This window comes from Pseudomonas sp. GNP013, from assembly GCF_054343995.1.
Genome location: NZ_JBTGUT010000001.1, coordinates 3,885,214 through 3,905,847 on the forward strand (window position 1 = coordinate 3,885,214; position 20,634 = coordinate 3,905,847).

Below are 20,634 nucleotides of genomic sequence, written 5' to 3' on the forward strand. Positions count from 1 at the left end.
GATAGCGGTGGATCAGTGACAGATGTATCGACTGACAGACTGCTATCGGGAGCAAGCCCCCTCCCACACCGAACCTCACAGGCTGGCAAGCGCTGGTTGACCCAAGGCATCTGTGATGAAATGCGACCCCAACCAATTTCGCGCCGCACCGCCATCACTTGCCGTGAAACCTCGTCTGATACGCCAACTGTTCCTGCCGCCACTGGTCGTCGCCCTGATGACTGGCCTGGGTTTCATCGGCTTCTGGATCAGTGAGTACTATGGCATCCGCACCCTCAGCGACACCGGCGAGCGCCAGCTTGAGCTGCACGCACGCACGGTCGAGAGCGAATTGGGCAAATACACCTACCTGCCCAGCCTGCTGGAGCTGGAATCCAGCGTGTCCAAACTGCTGGCCGAGCCCAATCAGGAAACCCGCAAGACCGTCAACGATTACCTCGAAGGCCTGAACCGACGCAGTCGCAGTCGGGCCATCTACGTGATGGACACCACCGGCCGTGTGCTGGCCACCAGTAACTGGCGCGATGCCGACAGTTATCAGGGTGAAGACCTGTCCTTTCGCGCCTACTTCCAGAATGCCGTGCGCGGCCAGCCCGGGCGCTTCTACGGCATCGGCAGCACCAATGGCGAACCCGGCTACTACCTGGCCCACGGCCTGGAAGAGCACGGCAAGATCATTGGCGTGGCCGTGGTCAAGGTACGTCTCGAAGCCCTGGAAGAACGCTGGCAGCGCGCGCGTCTCGAAGCGTTCGTCAGCGACGAGAACGGCATCATCATCCTCTCCAGCGACCCGGCCCGGCGCCTCAAGGCCGTGCGCCCGCTGAGCGATGACACCCGCGACCGCCTGGCCCACAGCCTGCAATATTACTGGGCGACGCTGAACGAACTCGAACCCCTGGCCCGCGAACGCCTCAACGAGGTCAGCGAAAAACTGACCTTCCCGGCCAACAGCGAAGTGGTCAACGACGCCCACGAGGTGAGCTACCTGGCGCAAACCCGCCCGCTCCTCGATACGCCGTGGAACTTCACCCTGCTCACCCCGCTCAACGACCTGCGCCGCGCCGCAATCAACCAGGGCATTCTGGTGGCGGTTGCGTTCGGGCTGGTGGCATTCCTGCTGATCGCCTGGAACGAGCGACGCAAAGTGATCGCCACCCGCCTCGCCGCGCGCGAAGCCTTGCAGGAAGCCAACAGCCAGTTGGAACGGCGGATCGCCGAGCGCACCACCGACCTGCGCGCCAGCAACGAACGGCTCAAGGGCCAGATTCGCGAGCGCCGCCAGGCCGAAGAAACCCTGCGCCGCGCCCAGGATGAACTGGTACAGGCCGGCAAGCTGGCGGCCATCGGCCAGATGTCCACCAGCATCGCCCACGAACTGAACCAGCCCCTGGCCGCGCTGCGCACCTTGTCCGGCAACACCGTGCGCTTCCTTGAGCGAGGCGCGCTGGACACCGCCAGCGCCAACCTCAAGACCATCAACGAGCTGATCGACCGCATGGGCCGTATCACCGCCAGCCTGCGCTCGTTTGCCCGGCGTGGCGATGACCAGAGCCAGGCCAGCCTCAGCAAGGCGGTGGACGCTGCATTCCAGGTGCTCGGCGCGCGCCTGGACAGCCTGCCGCTGAGCGTGCACCGTGACTTCGCCGCCGTGCAGTTGCAGATCGACCAGACGCGCCTGGAGCAGATCCTGGTCAACCTGATCGGCAACGCGCTGGATGCCATGCAAGCCCAGCCGATGCCCGAACTGTGGCTCGAAGGCAGCAGCAGCGACGGCAAATACCGCCTGCGGGTGCGCGACAACGGCCACGGCGTCGACGCCGAGGCGCGCAAGCATTTGTTCGAACCGTTCTTCACCACCAAACCCGGCGAGCAGGGCCTTGGCCTTGGCCTGACCCTGTCGGCCAGCCTCGCGGCGGCCACCGGCGGCAACCTTGCCGTGGAACACCCGGCCACTGGTGGCACGGCCTTTGTCCTGAGCCTGCCGCTGGCGGGCACTCAACCCACTGAGTCGACATGAATATCACGCCCCAAGACCTCACCGTGCTGATCGTCGAAGACGACCCCCATGTGCTGCTCGGCTGCCAACAGGCGCTGGCGCTGGAAGACATTGCCAGTGTCGGCGTGGGCAGCGCCGAAGAGGCGCTCAAGCACGTCGGCGAGCACTTCGCCGGCATCGTCATCAGCGACATTCGCTTGCCGGGCATCGATGGGCTGGAACTGCTCACCCGCCTCAAGGCGCTGGATAAAAGCCTGCCGGTGGTGTTGATCACCGGGCACGGCGACATCGCCATGGCGGTCGGCGCCATGCGCAATGGCGCCTACGACTTCATGGAGAAACCCTTCTCCCCCGAACGCCTGGTCGATGTCGCCCGCCGCGCCCTGGAGCAGCGCGCTCTGGCGCGGGAGGTCTGGGCACTGCGTCGCCAACTGGCCGAGCGCGACTCGCTGGAAGGCCGCATCATCGGGCGTTCGCCGGCCATGCAGAACCTGCGCGAACTGATTGCCAATGTCGCCGACACCTCGGCCAACGTGCTGATCGAAGGCGAGACCGGCACCGGCAAGGAACTGGTCGCGCGTTGCCTGCATGACTTCAGCCGCCGCCATTCCCATCAGTTCGTCGCGCTCAACTGCGGCGGCCTGCCGGAGAATCTGTTCGAAAGCGAGATCTTCGGCCACGAAGCCAATGCCTTCACCGGCGCGGGCAAACGCCGCATCGGCAAGATCGAACACGCCCACGAAGGCACGCTGTTCCTCGATGAAGTGGAAAGCATGCCGATCAACCTGCAGATCAAGTTGCTGCGGGTGTTGCAGGAACGCACCCTCGAACGCCTGGGCTCGAACCAGAGCGTGGCGGTGGACTGCCGGGTGATCGCCGCCACCAAGTCCGACCTCGACGAACTGAGCCGCGCCAGCCTGTTCCGCAGCGACCTGTATTACCGGCTCAACGTGGTCACCCTGGAACTGCCGCCGCTGCGCGAGCGTCGCGAAGACATCCTGCAACTGTTCGAACACTTTTTGCAGCAGTCATCCCTGCGCTTCGACCGCAGCGTGCCTGACCTCGACAATCAGACCCTGTCGAGCCTGATGAGCCACGACTGGCCGGGCAATGTGCGCGAACTGCGCAACGTCGCCGAACGCTTCGCCCTGGGCCTGCCGGCCTTCAAAAAGTCCGGCGCGGGCGGCAGCACCCATGGGCTGGCCTTCACCGAAGCAGTGGAGGCCTTCGAGCGCAACCTGCTCGCCGATGCCCTGCAGCGCAGCGGCGGCAACCTGACCCAGGCCAGCCAGGAACTGGGGATGGCCAAGACCACGCTGTTCGACAAAGTCAAAAAATACGGGTTGAGCCACTGATGGACCTACTGTTGAAGGCCGCCCTGGGCGCGGCGGTGGTGTTGATACTCGCCGCGCTGGCCAAGACCCGAAACTATTACATCGCAGGCCTGGTGCCACTGTTCCCGACCTTTGCGCTGATCGCCCACTACATCGTCGGCAAGGGCCGGTCGGTGGACGACTTGAAGACCACCATCCTGTTCGGGATGTGGTCGATCATTCCGTATTTTGTGTACCTGGCGACGCTGTATGTGATGGTCGACCGAATGCGCCTTGAAGCCTCGCTGGCCGTCGCCACTGTCGCCTGGCTGATGGCGGCAACGCTGCTGGTGAGCGTATGGGTCAGGGTTCACACCTGACACACTGCCGCTCCCACAGAAAATCCCTCTCAGCGCACTATTTTGTCCACCTGAATCCCCAGCTTCTTCAGCCGATACCAGAAGCTCCTTTCGGAAATCCCGATCTTCGCCGCGGCTGCGGCCTGCACGCCGTTGCTCTCCTGCAGCGCCGCCAGAATGTAGCCCTTCTCCACCTCCGCCAGCGCCGCATCCAGATCCTGGGGCACGTCCGGGGCGTCGCTGCGCAGCACCGTCTCGGCGGGCCTTGAGGCATACAGGTAACCCGGCAGGTCGATATCTTCGATCACAGGCGATGCCGCCACGATCGTCGCCCGCTCGACGCAGTTCTGCAGCTCACGAATGTTGCCCGGCCAGTGATACGCCGCCATCGCCTGCAACGCTTCGGGGCTGAAGCCGGTGATGCGTTTGCCGGCCGTCGCGCTGATGGTGTGGGCAAAGTGGCGGGCCAGCGGCACGATGTCTTCTGCGCGGTCGCGCAGCGCCGGCAGCGGAATCGGGAAGACGTTGAGGCGGTAATACAGGTCTTCGCGAAATTCTTTCCTGGCCACCGCCTCCAGCAGGTTTTTATTGGTGGCGGCAATCACCCGCACATCCACCTTGCGCTCGCGCGGATCGCCCACCGGCTCGATCACCCGCTCCTGCAAGGCACGCAGGATCTTGGCCTGCAACGCCAGGGGCATGTCGCCCACTTCGTCGAGAAACAGCGTGCCCTTGTCGGCCTGCATGAACCGCCCAACCCGGTCCGCCACGGCGCCGGTGAAGGCGCCCTTGCGGTGGCCGAACATCTCGCTTTCCAGCAGGCCTTCGGGAATGGCCGCGCAATTGACTGCCACGAAGGGCTTGTCCGCACGGCTGCCATGCTTGTGGATGGCGCGGGCGACCATTTCCTTGCCGGTGCCGCTTTCGCCGGTCAGCAGGATGGTCGCGGTGCTGTCGCGCACCGAATCCACCGCTTGCAGCACCTGGCGAAACGCCGGGCTGTCGCCCACCAGGCTGTCGAACTGGGCGTGTTCGTCCAGCTCGGCGCGCAGGCGTGCGTTGTCGCGAGTGATGTCGCGAAACTGCAGGGCCTTGGCCACGGTGATATCCAGCTCGTCGATATCGAACGGCTTGGCGATGTAGTCGTAGGCGCCGTTGCGCATCGACTGCACGGCATTTTTGACGGTGCTGTAGGCAGTCATCACGATCACCGGCACCTGCGGGTAGCGCACACGGATTTCGGCCAGCAGCGCCGGCCCGTCCATGCCCGGCATGCGCCAGTCACTGATCACCAGGTCAATGTCTTCCTGTTCCAATACCTTGAGCGCGTGCAGGCCGTTGCCCGCAGTGAACACCTGGATGCCGCTCTGGCTGAGGGCGGATGACAGCAGGTCACAGAGCTTGGGCTCGTCGTCGACCACCAATACGTTATGCGTCATGACCTTCCTCATCGTCGCCGTCGTCTTCACCGTCAGCCGGAATGTACAGGCTGAAGGTGGCGCCGGCATCTTTCTCGCTGGTGCACTCGATGCTGCCGTCGTGACTTTCCATGATCGAATAGACTTTGGCCAGGCCCAGGCCCGTGCCCGACGCCTTGGTGGTGACAAAGGGTGTGAAGATGCGCTCGATCATCTCCGCCGCAATCCCCTGGCCGGTGTCGGCGATGCTGATCACCGTATTGCTGCCCTGGCTGCGAATGCCCAGCGTCAGGCGGCCTCCGTCGGGCATCGCGTCGATGGCGTTGAGGATCAGATTGAGGCAGGCCTGCTTGAGCTGCTTGGCATCGGCATACAGGGTCGCACCGGGCGCCTGGTCGTCGATGCGCGCATCGATGTTGTGGGTGGTCAGTTCCGGGCTGCAAAAACCGAGGATTTCCTCCACCAGCGGGCGTGCCGCCTGCTGCACCCGCAGCGGCGGGTTGGGCTTGGCGAAATCGAGAAACTCGGTAATCAACTCGTTGATACGGCTGACTTCGTTGATCACGTATTCCAGGTGGCGCTTGTCGCTGTCCGGCAGGTCGACGCGGCGGTGCAGCAGTTGGGTGGCGGTCTTGATGATGCCCAGCGGGTTGCGGATTTCGTGGGCCAGGCCCATGGCAACCTCGCCCAGGGCATGCAGCCGGTCGCGCCGGCGCAACTGGGCTTCGAGGTGATGCAGCTCGCCCAGGCGCTCGGTCATGTGGTTGAAGGTGCTGCTCAATTGCGCCAGTTCGTCACCGCCGCTGGCCCGCACCCGGTGCTGATAATCCCCCGCGATCACGGCATCGACGCCCTCGGACAGGTCGCGCAGCGGCCGGGTCAGGCGCCGCGACACCAGCACACCGGCGGCCAGCGACAGTGCCGAACTCAGCAGGAAAATCAGCACGAACAAATTGCTCTGATTGACCAGCCCCACCAGGCTGGTGTGGCGCAGCAAGCCGCTGAAGATCACGCCCTGCAGTTCGCCGGCATCATTGAAGATCGGCCAGTACAAACCGCTGTAGTTGCTGGTGAACTGCTCGCTCGGCTGGCGGCTGGCACGCATGGCCGTTTCGATATTTGCCGGGATGCGCAACGGATGATCGTCGAAACGCTGGGTCGAGAATATTTCCGAAAAACCCTCGGGGTTGGCCAGGTACAGGCGCAGGTCGAGGGAATGCACGTCGGCCACGCTGGTGAGGAAACTGCTGTCCAGGTAGGTGGCCACCAGCAGCTGATAGTCCACGCCATCGCGGTTGGTTTCGAAGGTCGACACCACCAGGCCGGTCATCACCCCGGCCACCTTGACGGTTTGCAGGACCGCTTTGCTGGTGAGGTTGATCTGCTTGACCACGTCTTCGGACGCGGTACTGAACACCACCTTCTGGTCGCTGCTGCGGATCAGCGCGACCACATCGATATCGGTGGCATCGGCGATGTCGGCGGTCAGCCGGTCGTGCCGCGCCGCCTGCGGGCTCGACGGCGGGCTGGTGTAGCGCAGGAACAGCTTGGCCATGCGCGCGTTGTCATGAAGGATATCGCCAATTTCGTCCTTGACGATCTTGGTCGATTCCTGCAGCCAGATGCGCACGTTGCTGTCGAAAATCTGCGACAGCGTGGTCGCGGCCAGTTCGGCGGCGATCATCGTTGGAATAACGCTGACCAGCCAGAACGCCAACACCAGCTTGCGCTGGACACTCCAGCGCGAAATGGCAAATGGACGGGCTTTCTGGCGGGTCTTGTTGATCATCAGGTTTCGCTTATCACGGCAGCCATGGCAGGGTCGGAACGGTCCGGTCGAAGAAACGCTTTCACCAGGTTGAGCAGCACGTTGACCACCCGGTTGCGATGGCGAAAGAACAAATGCCTGCCCTGGAACTCGCAACCCAGGCGCAGTTTACTGGCATAGCCTTCCTGACCGCACTCATAGAGCGGGATCCGGTGCGCAATACAATAGTCGACATTGGTCAGCCAACTGCGAAAGTACAGGTTGTACTCGCGACCGAACGCGCTGTCATGCCCGAAAAACTTGTCGATCAGCCGATGCTCGTCCACCAGGATCAGATTGAACGCCACCAGGTGTTCGCCCACCCAATACAGCACACACACCGCACGCCCCTGCATCCGTTCGAGCAGCCCGGTGAAGTAGCTGGCCGGCAGGCGCTCGAATTGCAGGTCGGCGCGGCTGAGCGTGGCATCGTACAGGCGCATGACCTCGGGCAGCACATCATCGATGTTACGCCGCCACTCCAGGCGCGGCCCCGGCGCCCGCAGCTTGCGGCGCAGGTCCTTGCGGGTCGACTTGCACAACGAACCGAGGTAGGCGTCCACCGAGCCGTAGGGCACCTTCAACACGCCGCCGGGCAGGCCCGGCATGCTTTTGAAACCTGCGCTGCGGCAACTCGCGGCCCACTGCGAGTCCTGTGAGGCAACGTCCTTGACTGCCACCAGGCTGATACCGAATTCACTGGCATCCTGGCGCGCGGCCTTGATCAACTGCTTGAGCAACAGCGGGCGCCTTGCCGGCGGCACGCGGCTGGCAATGCCTGCATCACAGTGCTCGGCCATCGGCGAACCGATGGCGTACAGCGGCAGTTGCAAAACACCCGGCCACAGTCGCTCCAGGCGTTCGGTAAAACGCTTGCCGGCGCCCGATACCGTGGTGTCGAGGCGATAACGGGTGATGAATGCGGCCGCCACCGCCACCAGCGTGCCGTCCTCATAGACCGCCAGGTAGCGCCATGTGAAATCGGCGATGGCGGCGTTCTCCACCACCACGTAATAGTCCCAATCCTCCAGCGCACCCGGAAAACAGTCGTTCCAGGCACTGCGCTGGATGGCCCGGATGGTCGAGAAGGCTTGCGTGGTGATCACGGATTTCCCTTATTTGTGTACTGAGCACCGAACCCATGTGGGCGCTGGCTTGCCTGTGATACAGGCCCCTCGGTGGATCAGGCAGACCGCCGTGATGCAATCGCAGGCAAGCCAGCTCCCCCATTGACCACGGTGGTGTTCATCGTCGTGTGTTGCTCAACGAACCGGGCACTCAACTCGATCACCCGCCGGTATTGCAGGTCGACGGTGATCATGTGGTAGCAGTTGTCCAGCAGGATCTTGGTCACCGGGCCGCCGAGGTGACGCTCCACGTAGTCGGCGTTCCAGCGGCTGGTGATGTCGTCCTCGATGGAATGCAGCACCAGCGCCGGCACCTTGACCTCGCGCATGCGTTTTTTGACCACGGCGTTCATGCGGTGCAGCTCGCGCACCGTGATGCCCTCCATGGTCAACAGGCCAGCCTCGCTGCTCTCCCCTTCTTTCATCTGGCGTTCAACAACGGCCCGCAGGCGCTCGTTCTTGATGCCGTACGGCGGCTTCTCTTCGAAGCGACAGACATGCACGCCGAACGGAATCTTCATCAGCAACGGCGACAGAAACGCCAGCTTGCTGATGCTCCAGCCGTCGTACTTCAACGTCGTGGAATACATCAACAGGCCGGCCACCTGACCTGGGTGCTCGGCGGCCACGTACATCGACATCACAGCGCCCATGGACAGGCCGCCGACAAACACCTGCGCATGCCGCTGTCTGATCTGTACGAAAGCCCTGCGCACGCCTTCGTACCAGTCACGCCAGCCGGTGGCCTGCAGGTCGCTGTTGTCACCGCAGTGCCCGGCCAGGGTCGGCACGTACACCGTGCAATGACCGGCCTTGACCAGGCCCTTGGCGACCTGGCGCAATTCCGTCGGGGTGCCGGTCAGGCCGTGGATCAACAGGATCCCGACCGGACCTTCACCGAGAACGAAGCCGGCAGTACCTTCGCCGAGGTCGATCCCTGCACCGTTCACCGCTGGGTTGCCCGCACCAGCAGTTGCTCGAGCAGCTTGAGGCCCAGGTCGATTTCCGGGTAGCTGATTTCCAGCGACGGTGCCAGGGTGATCACGTTCTTGTAGTAGCCGCCCACGTCGAGAATCAAACCGAGTTTGCGGCCGTCCACCACCATGTCGCCCTTCATGCCTTCCTCGACCATGTAGTCCAGGGTCGCCTTGTCCGGGGTGAAGCCATCCGGGCCGCAGATTTCGCAGCGCAGCGCCAGGCCCAGGCCGTCGACGTCGCCGATGATCGGGAAACGCTTCTGCAAGTCCTGCAAGCCTTCGAGGAAGTATTTGCCCTTGTTCATGACCATGGCGCCGTAGTCGACTTCATTGGTCATCTTGAACATTTCCAGACCCACCGCCGTGCCCAGCGGGTTGGAGGCGAAGGTGGAGTGCGTGGAGCCCGGCGGGAAGATCTTCGGGTTGATCAACTCTTCACGGGCCCAGATGCCGCCCAGCGGGTTGAGGCCGTTGGTCAGCGCCTTGCCGAACACGATCACGTCCGGCTGCACGTCGAAGTGCTCGATGGACCACAGTTTGCCGGTGCGGTAGAAGCCCATCTGGATTTCGTCGGACACCATGAGGATGCCGTGCTGATCCAGCACATGCTTGAGCTCGCGGTAGAAGTTCATCGGCGGGATTACGTAGCCGCCTGTGCCCTGGATCGGCTCGACGTAGAACGCCGCGTATTCGCACTGGTTGGTTTTCGGGTCCCAGACGCCGTTGTATTCGGTCTCGAACAAACGCGCGAATTGCTGCACGCAGTGGCTGCCGTACTCTTCCTTGGTCATGCCCTTGGGGCCACGGAAGTGGTAAGGGAACGGGATAAAGTTGGCGCGTTCGCCAAAATGACCGTAGCGTCGACGGTAGCGGAAGCTGGAGGTGATCGACGAGGCGCCGAGGGTGCGCCCGTGGTAGCCGCCTTCGAAGGCGAACATCAGGCTCTTGCCGTTGGAGGCGTTACGCACCACTTTCAACGAGTCTTCGATGGACTGCGAGCCGCCGACATTGAAGTGTACGCGACCGTCGAGGCCGAACTTCTTCTTGGCGTCGACCGCGATCATTTCCGACAGCTCGATCTTGCCCTTGTGCAGGTACTGGCTGGCGATTTGCGGCAGGGTGTCGATCTGTTGCTTCAACGCGTTGTTCAGGCGTGGGTTGGCGTAGCCGAAGTTCACTGCCGAGTACCACATCTGCAGGTCGAGGTAGGCCTGGTCTTCGGTGTCCCACACGTAGGAGCCTTCGCAACGGCTGAAGATGCGCGGCGGCTCGATGTAGTGAACGGTGTCGCCGTAGGAGCAGTACTTGGCTTCTTTATCCAGAAGAATCTGGTCTTCGGCGGTGGCGATACGGATATCAGACATGGTGGAAGAGTTCCTGGTTGTCGGCAGCAGTAAAGGAGGTGGCGTTGGCCGCGATGCCCTGGGGCAATTGCGCGAGCAAGGCGGGCATTTCGGCAAAAGTGTCGAAACGCGCATGGGGAATATGGTGGGCGACGCAGTAGTCGGCGAGGCTGCCTTTGGCAAACACGAAGTCGGCGGTGGCGGCCACGCACATGTCCGACTTGCCGTCGCCGATCACCAGCACGCGCTTGTTGCCCGGCGTGGACTTGCACTTGCAGTTGCCGGAGGCGGCACGGCAGGCGTCGCTTGCATAAGGAAAGTCGATGCGCCAGCTGTTCTGGTCGACCTGGCGCAGGCGGTTGGCGAGGATCGGCAGCAAGGTCACGTAGTTGCGCGACAGGATGCGGGCGATGCCCTGCTCGATGCCGTCGCTGACCACTTCGAGGGTCGCGCCCAGGCCCATGACGTGATCGACGAAATCCGGGAAGTCCGGGTCGATCTCGACACTGTCGAAGTACGCCAGCAGCTCGGCGGGCGTGGCCTTGATCAGCGCCAGTTGGCGGCTCAGGCATTCGCGTGAACCGATGTGTCCGTCCAGCCATTCCTGTTCGATGGTTTCCCACTCGGGCCCGGCGAAGCGTTGGAGGACGTTGTCGATGACGTCGGTGGGGGTGATGGTCCCGTCGAAGTCACACACGATATGCCAGTGAATCATCTGCGTCGTACCTTGTGAGAGCGCGCTCTGTGCGCTTGCACCAGGGATAGAGCAGGGAGTGTGCCAAGTGGATAAAACCCAACGGAACCGGGCTTTCGGCGGATTCTGGCGAGAGTTTTGTACCCGGCAAGCTACAATTTTTGTAGCTTGCTACAAACAAGATGAGTGCTTGCGCCGGAGCAGCCCTTCGCGCGTGAATGCGCGCATGTTCCGATCAAGGAGTGCGCACCATGCGCCAGGTTACGACGGCTGTACTGGCCGGTTTATCGTGGGTGTTTTCCAGCCCGGTGCTGGCCGCCGGCATCAGCGGAGAAGTCGGCGCGGGCCTCGCCTATCAGCCCCACGACCCGAGCGGCAACCACTACGAAGCGCGCCCCATCCCCTACTTCGACCTGGACTGGGGCACACTCAGCCTGGACACCGATGACGGCCTGACCTGGCGCGCACTCAACAGCCAGGGCATCAGCGCCGGCCCCTATATCAATTACCTGCAGGGCCGGGAAAGCAATGGACCGTTGCGCGGCCTGCACGATGTGCCGGACATGGCCGAAATCGGCGGCTTCGTCCAGTACGCCCCGGCCGATTTCTGGCGCGTGTATGCGCAAGTGGGCCAGGCCGTCGGCGGCGGTCACGAACAGGGTGGCGTGCTCGGCAAGCTCGGCGGCGAGCTGGGCTACCCGCTGGGCGGCGTCATCGGCAGCACCGGCCTGATGGCGCACTTTGCCGACGCGCGTCAGACCCAGACCTTTTTCGGCGTGGATGCCAGGGAGTCGGCCGCTTCCGGGATCCGCGCCTATAACGCCAGCGCGGGGTTCCAGAACCTCACGCTGACCCAGAGCTTCGAATTTCCCCTGGCCGCACACTGGTCGCTGCTGACCAGCGCCAGCTGGGTGCACCTGGTCGGCTCGGCGGCCAACAGCAGCCTCGTCAAGCAAGCCGGTCATGTCGACCAGGGCCAGTTGCAGACGGCGATCAGCTATAAATTCGACTGACCGCCGCCCAAAGGCTCAGCCCTTGGCTTCCTGGATGATCTGGCGAATCGCCCCGACGAAGGCTTCGGCCGGCTGGCCGCCGCTGACGGCGTACTGGTCGTTGAACACGATGGTCGGCACCGAGGTCACGCCACGGGAGATCCACAGCTGCTCCTGCTCGCGCACCTCGGCGGCGTACTCGTCGCTGGCGAGAATCTCGGCGGCGCGCTGCACGTCCAGGCCGACGCTCTCGGCGATGATCGCCAGGGTGGCGTGGTCGGACGGGTCCTGGCCATCGCTGAAGTAGGCCTTGAACAGCGCCTCCTTGAGGTTGTACTGCAAGCCTTCAAGGCCGGCCCAATGCAGCAGGCGGTGGGCGTCGAAGGTGTTGTAGATACGGCTCTGGCCATCGGTGCGAAAGGCAAAACCCAACGCGGCGCCCATGTCGCGGATACGCGCGCGGTTAGCCTGGGACTCTTCGGCACTGGAGCCGTATTTTTCAGTGATGTGTTCGACGATGTTCTGCCCGATGGCAGGCATGTTCGGATTGAGTTCGAACGGCTGGAAATGGATCTCGGCCTGCACCTCGGTGCCGAGCTGGTCCAGTGCTTCGGTCAGGCCACGCAGGCCGATGATGCACCAGGGGCAGGACACGTCACTGACGAAATCGATTTTCAGGGGAGTACTCATGGCAGGCAACCTCGCTGGCAAAATGTGCCGGAAAGGCTGCACGATACACCAATGTCACAACACCTTCGAAGGCGCCACCGCATCGATCTGCGCCCAGTGCGCCGCATCCTCGCGGTGGGCTTGCAGGTACGGCAGCACCGCCGCCAGCAACGGCGCCTTGAACGCTTCCTGGAAACGATGGGCCAGGCCTGGAATCAGCTTCAACTGGCTGCCCTGGATATGCGCGGCCAGGTGGATGCCGTGCATCACCGGCAACAGCGGGTCGGCGGTGCCGTGCACCACCAGCGTTGGCACGCGCAGCTGGTTGAGCAACGGCACGCGGCTCGGTTCGGCGAGGATCGCCATGATCTGGCGCTTCACGCCGTCCGGGTTGAAGGCACGGTCGTAGGACAGCGCCGCCTGATGCAGCAACACCTGGCGATCGTCCTTCACGTTCGGGCTGCCCAGGGCTGCAAGCAGATCCGCCTGCTGCTCCAGCGCCACTTCGCGGTTGGGCGCGCTGCGCCGCGCCAGCAATTGCACCAGGGCCGCGTTCGGCGCCGGCAGGCCTTCGGCGCCGGAGCTGGTCATGATCAGCGTGAGGCTTTCCACCCGTTGCGGCGCCATGGCCGCCAGGTGCTGGGCGATCATGCCGCCCATGCTCGCGCCGAGTACGTGAAATTGCTGGACCTGCAAGGCGTCCATCAGGCCCAGGGCGTCATCGGCCATGTCGGTCAGCGTATAAGGCGCCGACACTGGCAGGCCGAGCTTGTAGCGCAGCACCTCGAAGGTCAGGTTGGCGTTGGCCGGCGCCTGGCGCCAGGTGGACAGGCCGACGTCACGGTTGTCATAACGGATCACCCGAAAGCCTTGCTCGCACAAGGCGACCACCACTTCGTCAGGCCAGTGGATCAACTGCCCGCCCAGGCCCATCACCAGCAGCAAGGCAGGGTCGGACGCACGGCCGATGCTCTGGTAGGCAATGCTCACCTGCGCCAGGTCGACAGTTTGGGTCGGGACATTGACATCGCATCGAGACGCCGCAAAAGACGGCAGGCCGAATAAAAGAGCGGCCAGTAAAAGCAACACACGCATGGAAAACACCGAAACGCAGAACCCCAGTAGAGCGCGAGTCTGATGAAGTTTGTTCAAGCGCGCTGCCACAGTTGCATGACAGTTTGATGAAGAGTGCCCAGCGGTCATTTACGCCGGATGCCAGACAGGAATACCGCCTGACGCATCGCAAATTCCCGTGCAATGGCGACTTTGCAAGAGGAGCAGCCCGCTCCTCACGACGAGGCCCGCTGATCATGCCCCACGAACATCCCCCAATTACCCCGGCAACGGACCTGGATGACTTCAACTACACCTCCCACCTGGGACGTCTGTGGGTTGACGAAAGCCTGTTGCTCTCAGCCCTCCAACACTGGGCAGACTGCCGTCAGGCAATGCTCGATCTCATGCGCGCCATTCCGTCCCCGCAACGTCTGGTGGCGCAACTGATCCTGGAAAAACTGGACCTGGACGGCGACACCGTTGGCCTGCGCAGCACGGATAAACCCTTCATCAACGTGAACAACGCGCTTGCCTTGCTGCAACAGCGCCCTGAGGTGCCGGCCTCCATTAACCAGGACTTCATTGTGGTGGGCCTGCGCAGCACGCATCCCTTGTTTGCGTTGACGGCGAGCGAAATGCTTGAGCGCCTGGACTCGCTGGACCTGCGGGGTTTCATCACCCATGGCTGGAAACGCTACTGGGATGACCGTGCGCCACACACGCCGGTGTCGCGACGCACACGCGCCAACCAGCTGTATAAAGGCCACTTCGAAGCCGCTGCCCAAGTGGCATTCGCCCTCGGACAACTGAATACCGAGCAACTCAAACCGGCTCTGGCCAAACTGGCCTTGCCCGAGGACTCCGACAGGGCCGTCTACGCCGAGCGATTGCGCTTCAAGTGGGCCGACGGCCATTGCGTCCCTCTGCACGCGGCACTGGTGCTGACCATCGACACCGTCCCCCTCACCGCACAGTTGCTGTACACGCCCTTCAGGCAACCGGTGTTGCAGATTTTCAAGGAACGCAACGCGCTGGAAAGCTGGATGCTGGCCGAACAAGGCCAACTGATTGCATCGGACCGCCCGACACCAGCGTCGGAGATCGACTATGCGCTGATCGACAACCCCTTTACCGACGCGATGGATGCCTGGCTCGCCGACGCCGAGGCGCGCCTGCTGGCAGCGCTGACCCAAAACAGCGGCACGGACTTCGCCACACAAGGTGCGAACGCGTTGCACGCCATTGATTTGACTTACCGACAGCTGCGCGACGACGGGCTCTTCCCGGCGCCGCCTGATTCACCGGTCACGGCAGAGGCCGACGAAGAGCGCGGCAGCGAACCCACACCCTTCGGTTTACTCAGCGCCGACCTGCCGCTGGCGACACGCCTGGCCACGCTCAAGCAGCAGCGCCTGGCCCTGGAAACCGTACTTGACCCAGGGCAGGCCGACCCCCTGCGCAGGCTCAAGCCCCACATTGATGACTTGAGCGCGGCACAAAATTCGGCCGACAGCGCACTGGCCACACTGCTGGAAAACAAGACCGGCCTGCAGTTGCAGACCCTGCACAAAACCGCCTCACGCGCCAAAAGCGAACTCTACGCCGCGCGCGTCAAAGGCCTGCGCGCTGAAGCCGAGATACAACGTTTGCTCAAGCAGATCAGCCAGGACGAATACCTGAGGCTGCAGGCGGTCCTGAACCAACCCGACCGCCAGGATCGCACCCTGCCGGTTGCGGCTTGCCGCCTGCTCGTGAGCAAGCGCAGCAGCAACGGTGAATATGGCGAGACCGTGGTGCAAAGCCAGGAGCTGCAAGGCCCGCTGGCGATCATCAATGCGGCTGACCTGCAAGATCCGTCAAGCGACCACGGCGTGCTGCTCTGGTGGCCGGGCCGGTCAGGCGGGCTGCAACGCTTCGCTTCGCGAGAGGCGCTGCACACCGCGCTGTTCAACATACAAACGGATGATGCCGAGCTGAGCCTGCAACTGACCGAGGTGCTGCGCGAGGCGCTCGACTACGGTCTGCAGTCGCAGACACATCAATGCTCACAAAAGGCCGCGTTGTTGATGGAAACCGACGCCGACCCGACCGTGCTGCACGCACGCGCGGCCGAGCTGCAGGCACTGCCGGAAAAATGCAGGCTCGAATGGCAGGTGCACCGCCATGACGCGCGCGACCTTGCCTATGCGCAACTGGTCGAACAACAGCGCAGCGTCACGCTGGCCGAACAGCGGCCGCAATGGGTCAGTGAACTGTCCGACGCCCAGGCAGCCGAGGTCAAGCCAATGATCAACGCCAGTGTGGACGCGTTGCGCCGATCGCAAGTGCTGGTGCAACGCGACCTGCCGTCCGCCAGCCGCTTCAGCCAGGGCCAGGTCGACCAGCGTCTGCGCGAGGATTTCTCGCTGCTCAAGCCCTTCACACTCACCCTTGACCTTCCGGTGACGGTTGAAAAGCAACCGCTGCTGGGTTCAGGCGCTCCCGGCTCGTTTTCACCGCGCACCGTGAACAAGGCCAGTACCGCACGCAGCACGCTGACGTTGCACGAACTCGCCCTGTTCACCGTTGACGACACACTCAAGGACCGCCTGGAGTTCATGAAGGTCGAGGTGCTCAACGACGATGAGGCCGAGCGCCAGCGACTGCTGATGGGCATCACCGCCCCCTACGTCAAACGGATCATCGCGGAACTGGACGTCGCGCAAAAATATGAAGACCTGATCACCCGCACTTTCCTGGGCACGCCTGCCGCCCCCAGCTTCAGTGACGCCTACCAGCAGGAAACCCTGCTGGAAAACTGGCGGCTGCTGCTCAAACTGCAACGCAGCATTGCCAAGGTCCGCGGGCATCTCAAGGACGACGCGCTGCAGATCCTCGACATCGCCATCGACGCCAGCACCGACCAGGCCTGGCGCCAGGGCAATCGCCGGATCGTCATCAAACCGGCACTCCTTACAGTCGGAGGCAGCGACACAGAGGGTCTCAGTTCAACGCTCTTGGGCGTGACCTTTATCGAGGAATTGATCAGCGGCGTTACCCTGTTGTACTTGCCCGACCGCGTCGATGGTCAGTTTTTCTACCGTTTCGACACCCTGGAAGCGGCTCGCAAAGCGCTGTTCAACGGGTGCTTTCGCGAAGAAATGCACCAGTACGTGGCGGGGCGTGCACTGGGTGGTAAAACCGAGCAACACGCTCACCGCATCAAGCAGGCGCTGCTCGAGCACTACGACGCCATCATCGGTGTGGGCGTCGCCTGGCCAGCCTCCACCTCTCTTTCGAAAAACCTGCTCAATATCCATATGGGGCAACTGCTGGAAGCTCATCGCAACACCTCACGCTCCAACAGCGCACAGCGTCTGCGCGAATCGGCGGGCAAAGGTGCGCAGGCGATGTATTTCATAAAACTGGCCATGGGATTCGTGCCGTTTGTCGGCACGGCTATAGGCCTGTATGACGCGTGGGTGCAAGCCAACATGGCTGTCGCGGCGTTCCTGCGCGGCGATGTTCAGGAGGGTATCGACGCCCTGGCATCCAGCCTGCAAGCGCTGATCGACGCCGGCGTCGACCTGGGCACAGGGCTGGGTGTCGCCCCCGGTGCGACCCGCCCCGAGGTTCGCCTGCATCAGTTGATTCGGATCGGCCGCAGCGGGGCCCACCTGTCGCCGCCGTCATTGCGCAAGTCGTCAACCCTCGTCGAACGCTTCGCCGGCTACGAGTACGAACAACCACTATCCCTGCACGGCCTGCAACCGCACAGCGAAGGGATCTACCGCAACGTCTACCGGCACGCACGAGGGGATTTCATGCTCAGCCAGGGCCGTGTGTTTGAGGTCGAACTGGATCAAAGCCTGCACACGTTGCGCTTGAAAGGGACGCGCACCAAAACCTACAAACAGCCCATCGTGCTCGATGAGGCCGGCGACTGGAACACCCACGGCGCGGTGTACGGCACGCTGGTCAACGGTGGACTCGCCGGCGGCGGTGGTGTGCTCGGGCACCTGGCGGACCGCCTCGATCCCGTCTGGCCTGTGGCGATTCGCGAGCGCCTGCCCCTCTGGTGGACCGATCGCGCATGGCGCCAGCAACTGCGTCTGCAAGATGAAGTAATGACCCTTGGCCAACGCGTCAGCACCCAGATCAACAAAACAAAACGCCTGGAACTGCTGTACCTGAACGCTGAGGTCCAGGGCAAATCCGCCGCTCTGACGGACCTGCGCCAGTCCCTGCGAGAATCAATCGAGCTTGCCCTGCGGCATGACAGCAGCCTCGATCAACTGCCTCGGCCCGCCAGTCGTGTGGCCATTACCTTTCATCAGGCGGTGCGCCGCGCGAATGCTGCAAGCATCGTCAGAAATAACATCCAGCTTGCCAATTATGCGAGAAGGGAAATGCTGACCCGGATCGAGCAGTTCTCCGCGCTGACCATCGAACGAATCGAGATTGGCTACCTGATCGATCACGCCAGGCGACGTAAAGCCATCAGCCTCGAGATTCGCGATGCGCTCGATGATGTGGAGCGTTGCGCACACATGGCCAACACCTGGCATCAGAAAATCATGCACGACCGTAACTTCAAGTTCACCGAGACTGACCCCCGCATTCTGAGTGCTTACAAGGCGTTGGACACAGACCTCACAGAGCTTAATCACAATTTCGGCGCGGACTATCGACGTTACGCCAAAATCAGTTTCAGTCTGGAATGCTTCAATCGTTATGACGGCATCAGCGAGTTGTCCTGGTTCTATCTATTCCAACGGTCCCTCAAGAGCCATGCCGGTGTCTCGCGTGCGCTCAACCTTCACTTCCTCCTGGACCGTTCGCCCGCCACTCGCAGTGAACGCCTGGCCATACTTAAGGCCTGTATCCAGGACTACCAGAACTTCAGCCGCGATCTGAAAACCTGGAACCTGGGCTACCCACAGCACTTCGATCAGCCTCGCCTGAGTACACTTCTCGATGACGTGGAAAAAATGATCGAGCTTGCTCGCAACGACATCGGCATCACGCCCAGCCGTGCCCGAGACCCAGGACTCAAGGTCTTTACCACCGACGAAAACCGATTGCAGGTGGGTACCGAAACAATCAACCCACAGACCAGCGCCCGCCAATACATCGTCGAAGCACCTACCGGCCACGTCGAAACCTGGCACGTGGACCCGCACTCCAATCGCGCCCGCCTAGCCGTGACTGAGCGATCGGCGCCGGTTCCCGAACTCAATCCTGCGCGCTCCACCCTGGTGAATGACGCGCAGTCCCGGCTCAGCGCCGTGGACCACTACCAAAGCAAGGTCCAGAGCTATGCGCAACAGAACATGAGCCCGCTTAACCTGGAGCACATGCTTGTCAGCGAAGCTGCAGAGTTGACCGTGCGCGCCAATCGGATCGGACGTGTATCCCCAGACGAACCCATCATCGGCCAATTGCGCAGCAAGGCTGCTGAGTTGACCGTGGCCGGGCGACACCTGCGCGTCCAGCAATCGATGAGCAGTAAACAGCCTACCGGCGGCTTCCTCGATTACCTGCTTTCGCCCCAACAGGGTGATCGGCAAACGATCCGCCTGAGCAAACTGGGAGCGCGTATCGCCAACGGAAAACGCCAGGACAATCGCAGCGATTTTCTCCAGGAGTACGCCGTGCATGACCTAACCCGGCCCGGTGAGCCGGTGCTGTGGTACGTCCATGCGCATTACGACTCGGCCACAACACCCTTCGATAGCGTCGTCAAAGCGCACGTGAAACTGCCGGAGCAACGGCGACTGGGCCTGGAATGGCAAAAACAGCAGCCCGGCCATACGCCGATCTGGCGCGGCGACGTCAGCCGTGCTGTATTTATCGAACAATTCAAAGATCTGTGAGCCACGGCACGGTCGACACCCATGGGAACATGAGACAAACTCACTCTATGTGTGTTTGTCTCAAATTACCTTCATGGAAAGCCCGTGCTCGAAATCCGTCATCTCAAGACCCTGCACGCCCTGCGTGAAGCCGACAGCCTGGTCGAAGCCGCCGAACGCCTGCACCTGACGCAGTCGGCGCTGTCGCACCAGTTCAAGGAATTGGAGGAGCGCCTGGGCATGCAATTGTTCGTGCGCAAGACCAAGCCGCTGCGCTTTACCAGCGCCGGCCTGCGCCTGCTGCAATTGGCTGACGCCACCCTGCCGCTGCTGCGCGGCGCCGAGCGAGATATTGCACGGTTGGCCGGTGGCACCGCCGGGCGCTTGCACATGGCGATCGAGTGCCACAGCTGCTTTCAGTGGCTGATGCCGACCATCGACCAGTTTCGCGATGCGTGGCCGGAGGTCGAGCTGGACCTGGCCTCGGGCTTCGCCTTCGCGCCGCTGCCGGCGCTGGCCCGCGGTGACCTCGACCTGGTGGTGACGTCCGACCCGCTGGAGCTGCCGGGCATCACCTATGTGCCGCTGTTCACCTACGAAGCCATGCTGGCGGTGGCCAACCAGCACGCGTTGGCCGGCAAGTCGTACATCGTGCCCGAAGACCTGCTCAGCGAAACCCTGATCACCTACCCGGTGGAGCGCGATCGCCTGGACATCTTCACGCGCTTTCTGGAGCCCGCCGACGTGGAGCCTGCGCAAGTGCGCACCTCGGAGCTGACGGTGATGATGATGCAACTGGTCGCCAGCGGCCGAGGCGTGTGCGGCATGCCCCATTGGGCGCTGCATGAATACAGCTCGCGCGGTTATGTGAAAGCCAAGCGCCTGGGCGAGAAAGGCTTGTTTGCCACGCTGTATGCGGGGGTGCGCACCGACATGCTGGACGCGCCGTATATGCGCGATTTTCTGCTGACAGCCAAAGACACGTCGTTTTCCACGCTGGATGGCGTGAGTGCCGTGCGCTGAACATCACAATGAAACCAGGCAAGCCA

At 62.7% G+C, this 20,634-nt stretch carries 14 protein-coding genes; 6 read left to right on the forward strand and 8 right to left on the reverse strand.

All coding sequences use genetic code 11. The features are described 5' to 3' along the window. Nucleotides 1-115: 115 nt before the first annotated feature. Genes aauS through ACXX81_RS17150 form a run of 3 tightly spaced genes read left to right on the forward strand, consistent with a single transcriptional unit; the run spans nucleotide 116 to nucleotide 3,689 of the window. Nucleotides 116-2,017, forward strand: coding sequence for a two-component sensor histidine kinase AauS (gene aauS, locus ACXX81_RS17140; protein ID WP_458572097.1), 1,902 nt, complete (start codon nucleotides 116-118; stop codon nucleotides 2,015-2,017). After that, a complete protein-coding gene (gene aauR / locus ACXX81_RS17145) occupies nucleotides 2,014-3,351 on the forward strand; it encodes a two-component response regulator AauR (protein WP_269325508.1) in 1,338 nt (445 codons plus the stop codon). Before aauS ends, aauR begins: the two co-directional genes overlap by 4 nt. A gap of 8 nt (nucleotides 3,352-3,359) precedes the next feature. Next, the gene (locus ACXX81_RS17150; RefSeq protein WP_173670288.1) at nucleotides 3,360-3,689 is read left to right on the forward strand and encodes a GlpM family protein; all 330 of its coding nucleotides are present in this window, start codon (nucleotides 3,360-3,362) and stop codon (nucleotides 3,687-3,689) included. A 29-nt stretch (nucleotides 3,690-3,718) separates the two neighbouring features. Here ACXX81_RS17150 and ACXX81_RS17155 read toward each other — a convergent pair whose 3' ends face one another. The 6 genes from ACXX81_RS17155 to ACXX81_RS17180 form a co-directional block, all read right to left on the reverse strand. Beyond that, a complete protein-coding gene (locus ACXX81_RS17155; RefSeq protein WP_209989236.1) occupies nucleotides 3,719-5,107 on the reverse strand; it encodes a sigma-54-dependent transcriptional regulator in 1,389 nt (462 codons plus the stop codon). Then, a complete protein-coding gene (locus tag ACXX81_RS17160) occupies nucleotides 5,097-6,875 on the reverse strand; it encodes a sensor histidine kinase (protein ID WP_209989229.1) in 1,779 nt (592 codons plus the stop codon). Before ACXX81_RS17160 ends, ACXX81_RS17155 begins: the two co-directional genes overlap by 11 nt. Next, on the reverse strand, nucleotides 6,875-7,999 hold the full coding sequence (locus tag ACXX81_RS17165; RefSeq protein ID WP_231423655.1) for a GNAT family N-acetyltransferase: 1,125 nt from the start codon (nucleotides 7,997-7,999) through the stop codon (nucleotides 6,875-6,877). The genes ACXX81_RS17160 and ACXX81_RS17165 overlap by 1 nt, the downstream gene beginning before the upstream one ends. Before the next feature lie 77 nt (nucleotides 8,000-8,076). Then, on the reverse strand, nucleotides 8,077-8,970 hold the full coding sequence (locus ACXX81_RS17170) for an alpha/beta hydrolase (protein WP_458572098.1): 894 nt from the start codon (nucleotides 8,968-8,970) through the stop codon (nucleotides 8,077-8,079). After that, the gene (locus tag ACXX81_RS17175; protein WP_209989219.1) at nucleotides 8,967-10,361 is read right to left on the reverse strand and encodes an aspartate aminotransferase family protein; all 1,395 of its coding nucleotides are present in this window, start codon (nucleotides 10,359-10,361) and stop codon (nucleotides 8,967-8,969) included. Before ACXX81_RS17175 ends, ACXX81_RS17170 begins: the two co-directional genes overlap by 4 nt. Further along, nucleotides 10,354-11,055 carry an MtnX-like HAD-IB family phosphatase gene (locus ACXX81_RS17180; RefSeq protein WP_209989216.1) on the reverse strand — a complete coding sequence of 234 codons (702 nt, stop codon included), beginning with the start codon at nucleotides 11,053-11,055 and terminating at the stop codon, nucleotides 10,354-10,356. Before ACXX81_RS17180 ends, ACXX81_RS17175 begins: the two co-directional genes overlap by 8 nt. A 230-nt stretch (nucleotides 11,056-11,285) precedes the next feature. On the opposite strand from ACXX81_RS17180, the gene ACXX81_RS17185 reads away from it, so the two are divergent. Then, complete coding sequence (locus ACXX81_RS17185; RefSeq protein ID WP_458572099.1) at nucleotides 11,286-12,047, forward strand: MipA/OmpV family protein; 762 nt, start codon at nucleotides 11,286-11,288, stop codon at nucleotides 12,045-12,047. A 15-nt stretch (nucleotides 12,048-12,062) separates the two neighbouring features. On the opposite strand, the gene ACXX81_RS17190 is transcribed toward ACXX81_RS17185, so the two are convergent. Together ACXX81_RS17190 and ACXX81_RS17195 are read right to left on the reverse strand one after the other, a co-directional pair. After that, a complete protein-coding gene (locus ACXX81_RS17190; RefSeq protein ID WP_231423657.1) occupies nucleotides 12,063-12,716 on the reverse strand; it encodes a DsbA family oxidoreductase in 654 nt (217 codons plus the stop codon). Nucleotides 12,717-12,770: 54 nt separating this feature from the next. Then, nucleotides 12,771-13,790: an alpha/beta fold hydrolase gene (locus ACXX81_RS17195; RefSeq protein WP_209989207.1), complete on the reverse strand. Its 1,020-nt coding sequence runs from the start codon at nucleotides 13,788-13,790 to the stop codon at nucleotides 12,771-12,773. Nucleotides 13,791-14,005: 215 nt separating this feature from the next. On the opposite strand from ACXX81_RS17195, the gene ACXX81_RS17200 reads away from it, so the two are divergent. Next, a complete protein-coding gene (locus ACXX81_RS17200) occupies nucleotides 14,006-19,606 on the forward strand; it encodes a dermonecrotic toxin domain-containing protein (protein ID WP_458572100.1) in 5,601 nt (1,866 codons plus the stop codon). An 84-nt stretch (nucleotides 19,607-19,690) separates the two neighbouring features. Further along, entirely contained in the window at nucleotides 19,691-20,608 is a 918-nt protein-coding gene (gene metR / locus ACXX81_RS17205; RefSeq protein ID WP_209989201.1) for a transcriptional regulator MetR, read from the forward strand. Nucleotides 20,609-20,634 lie beyond the last annotated feature (26 nt).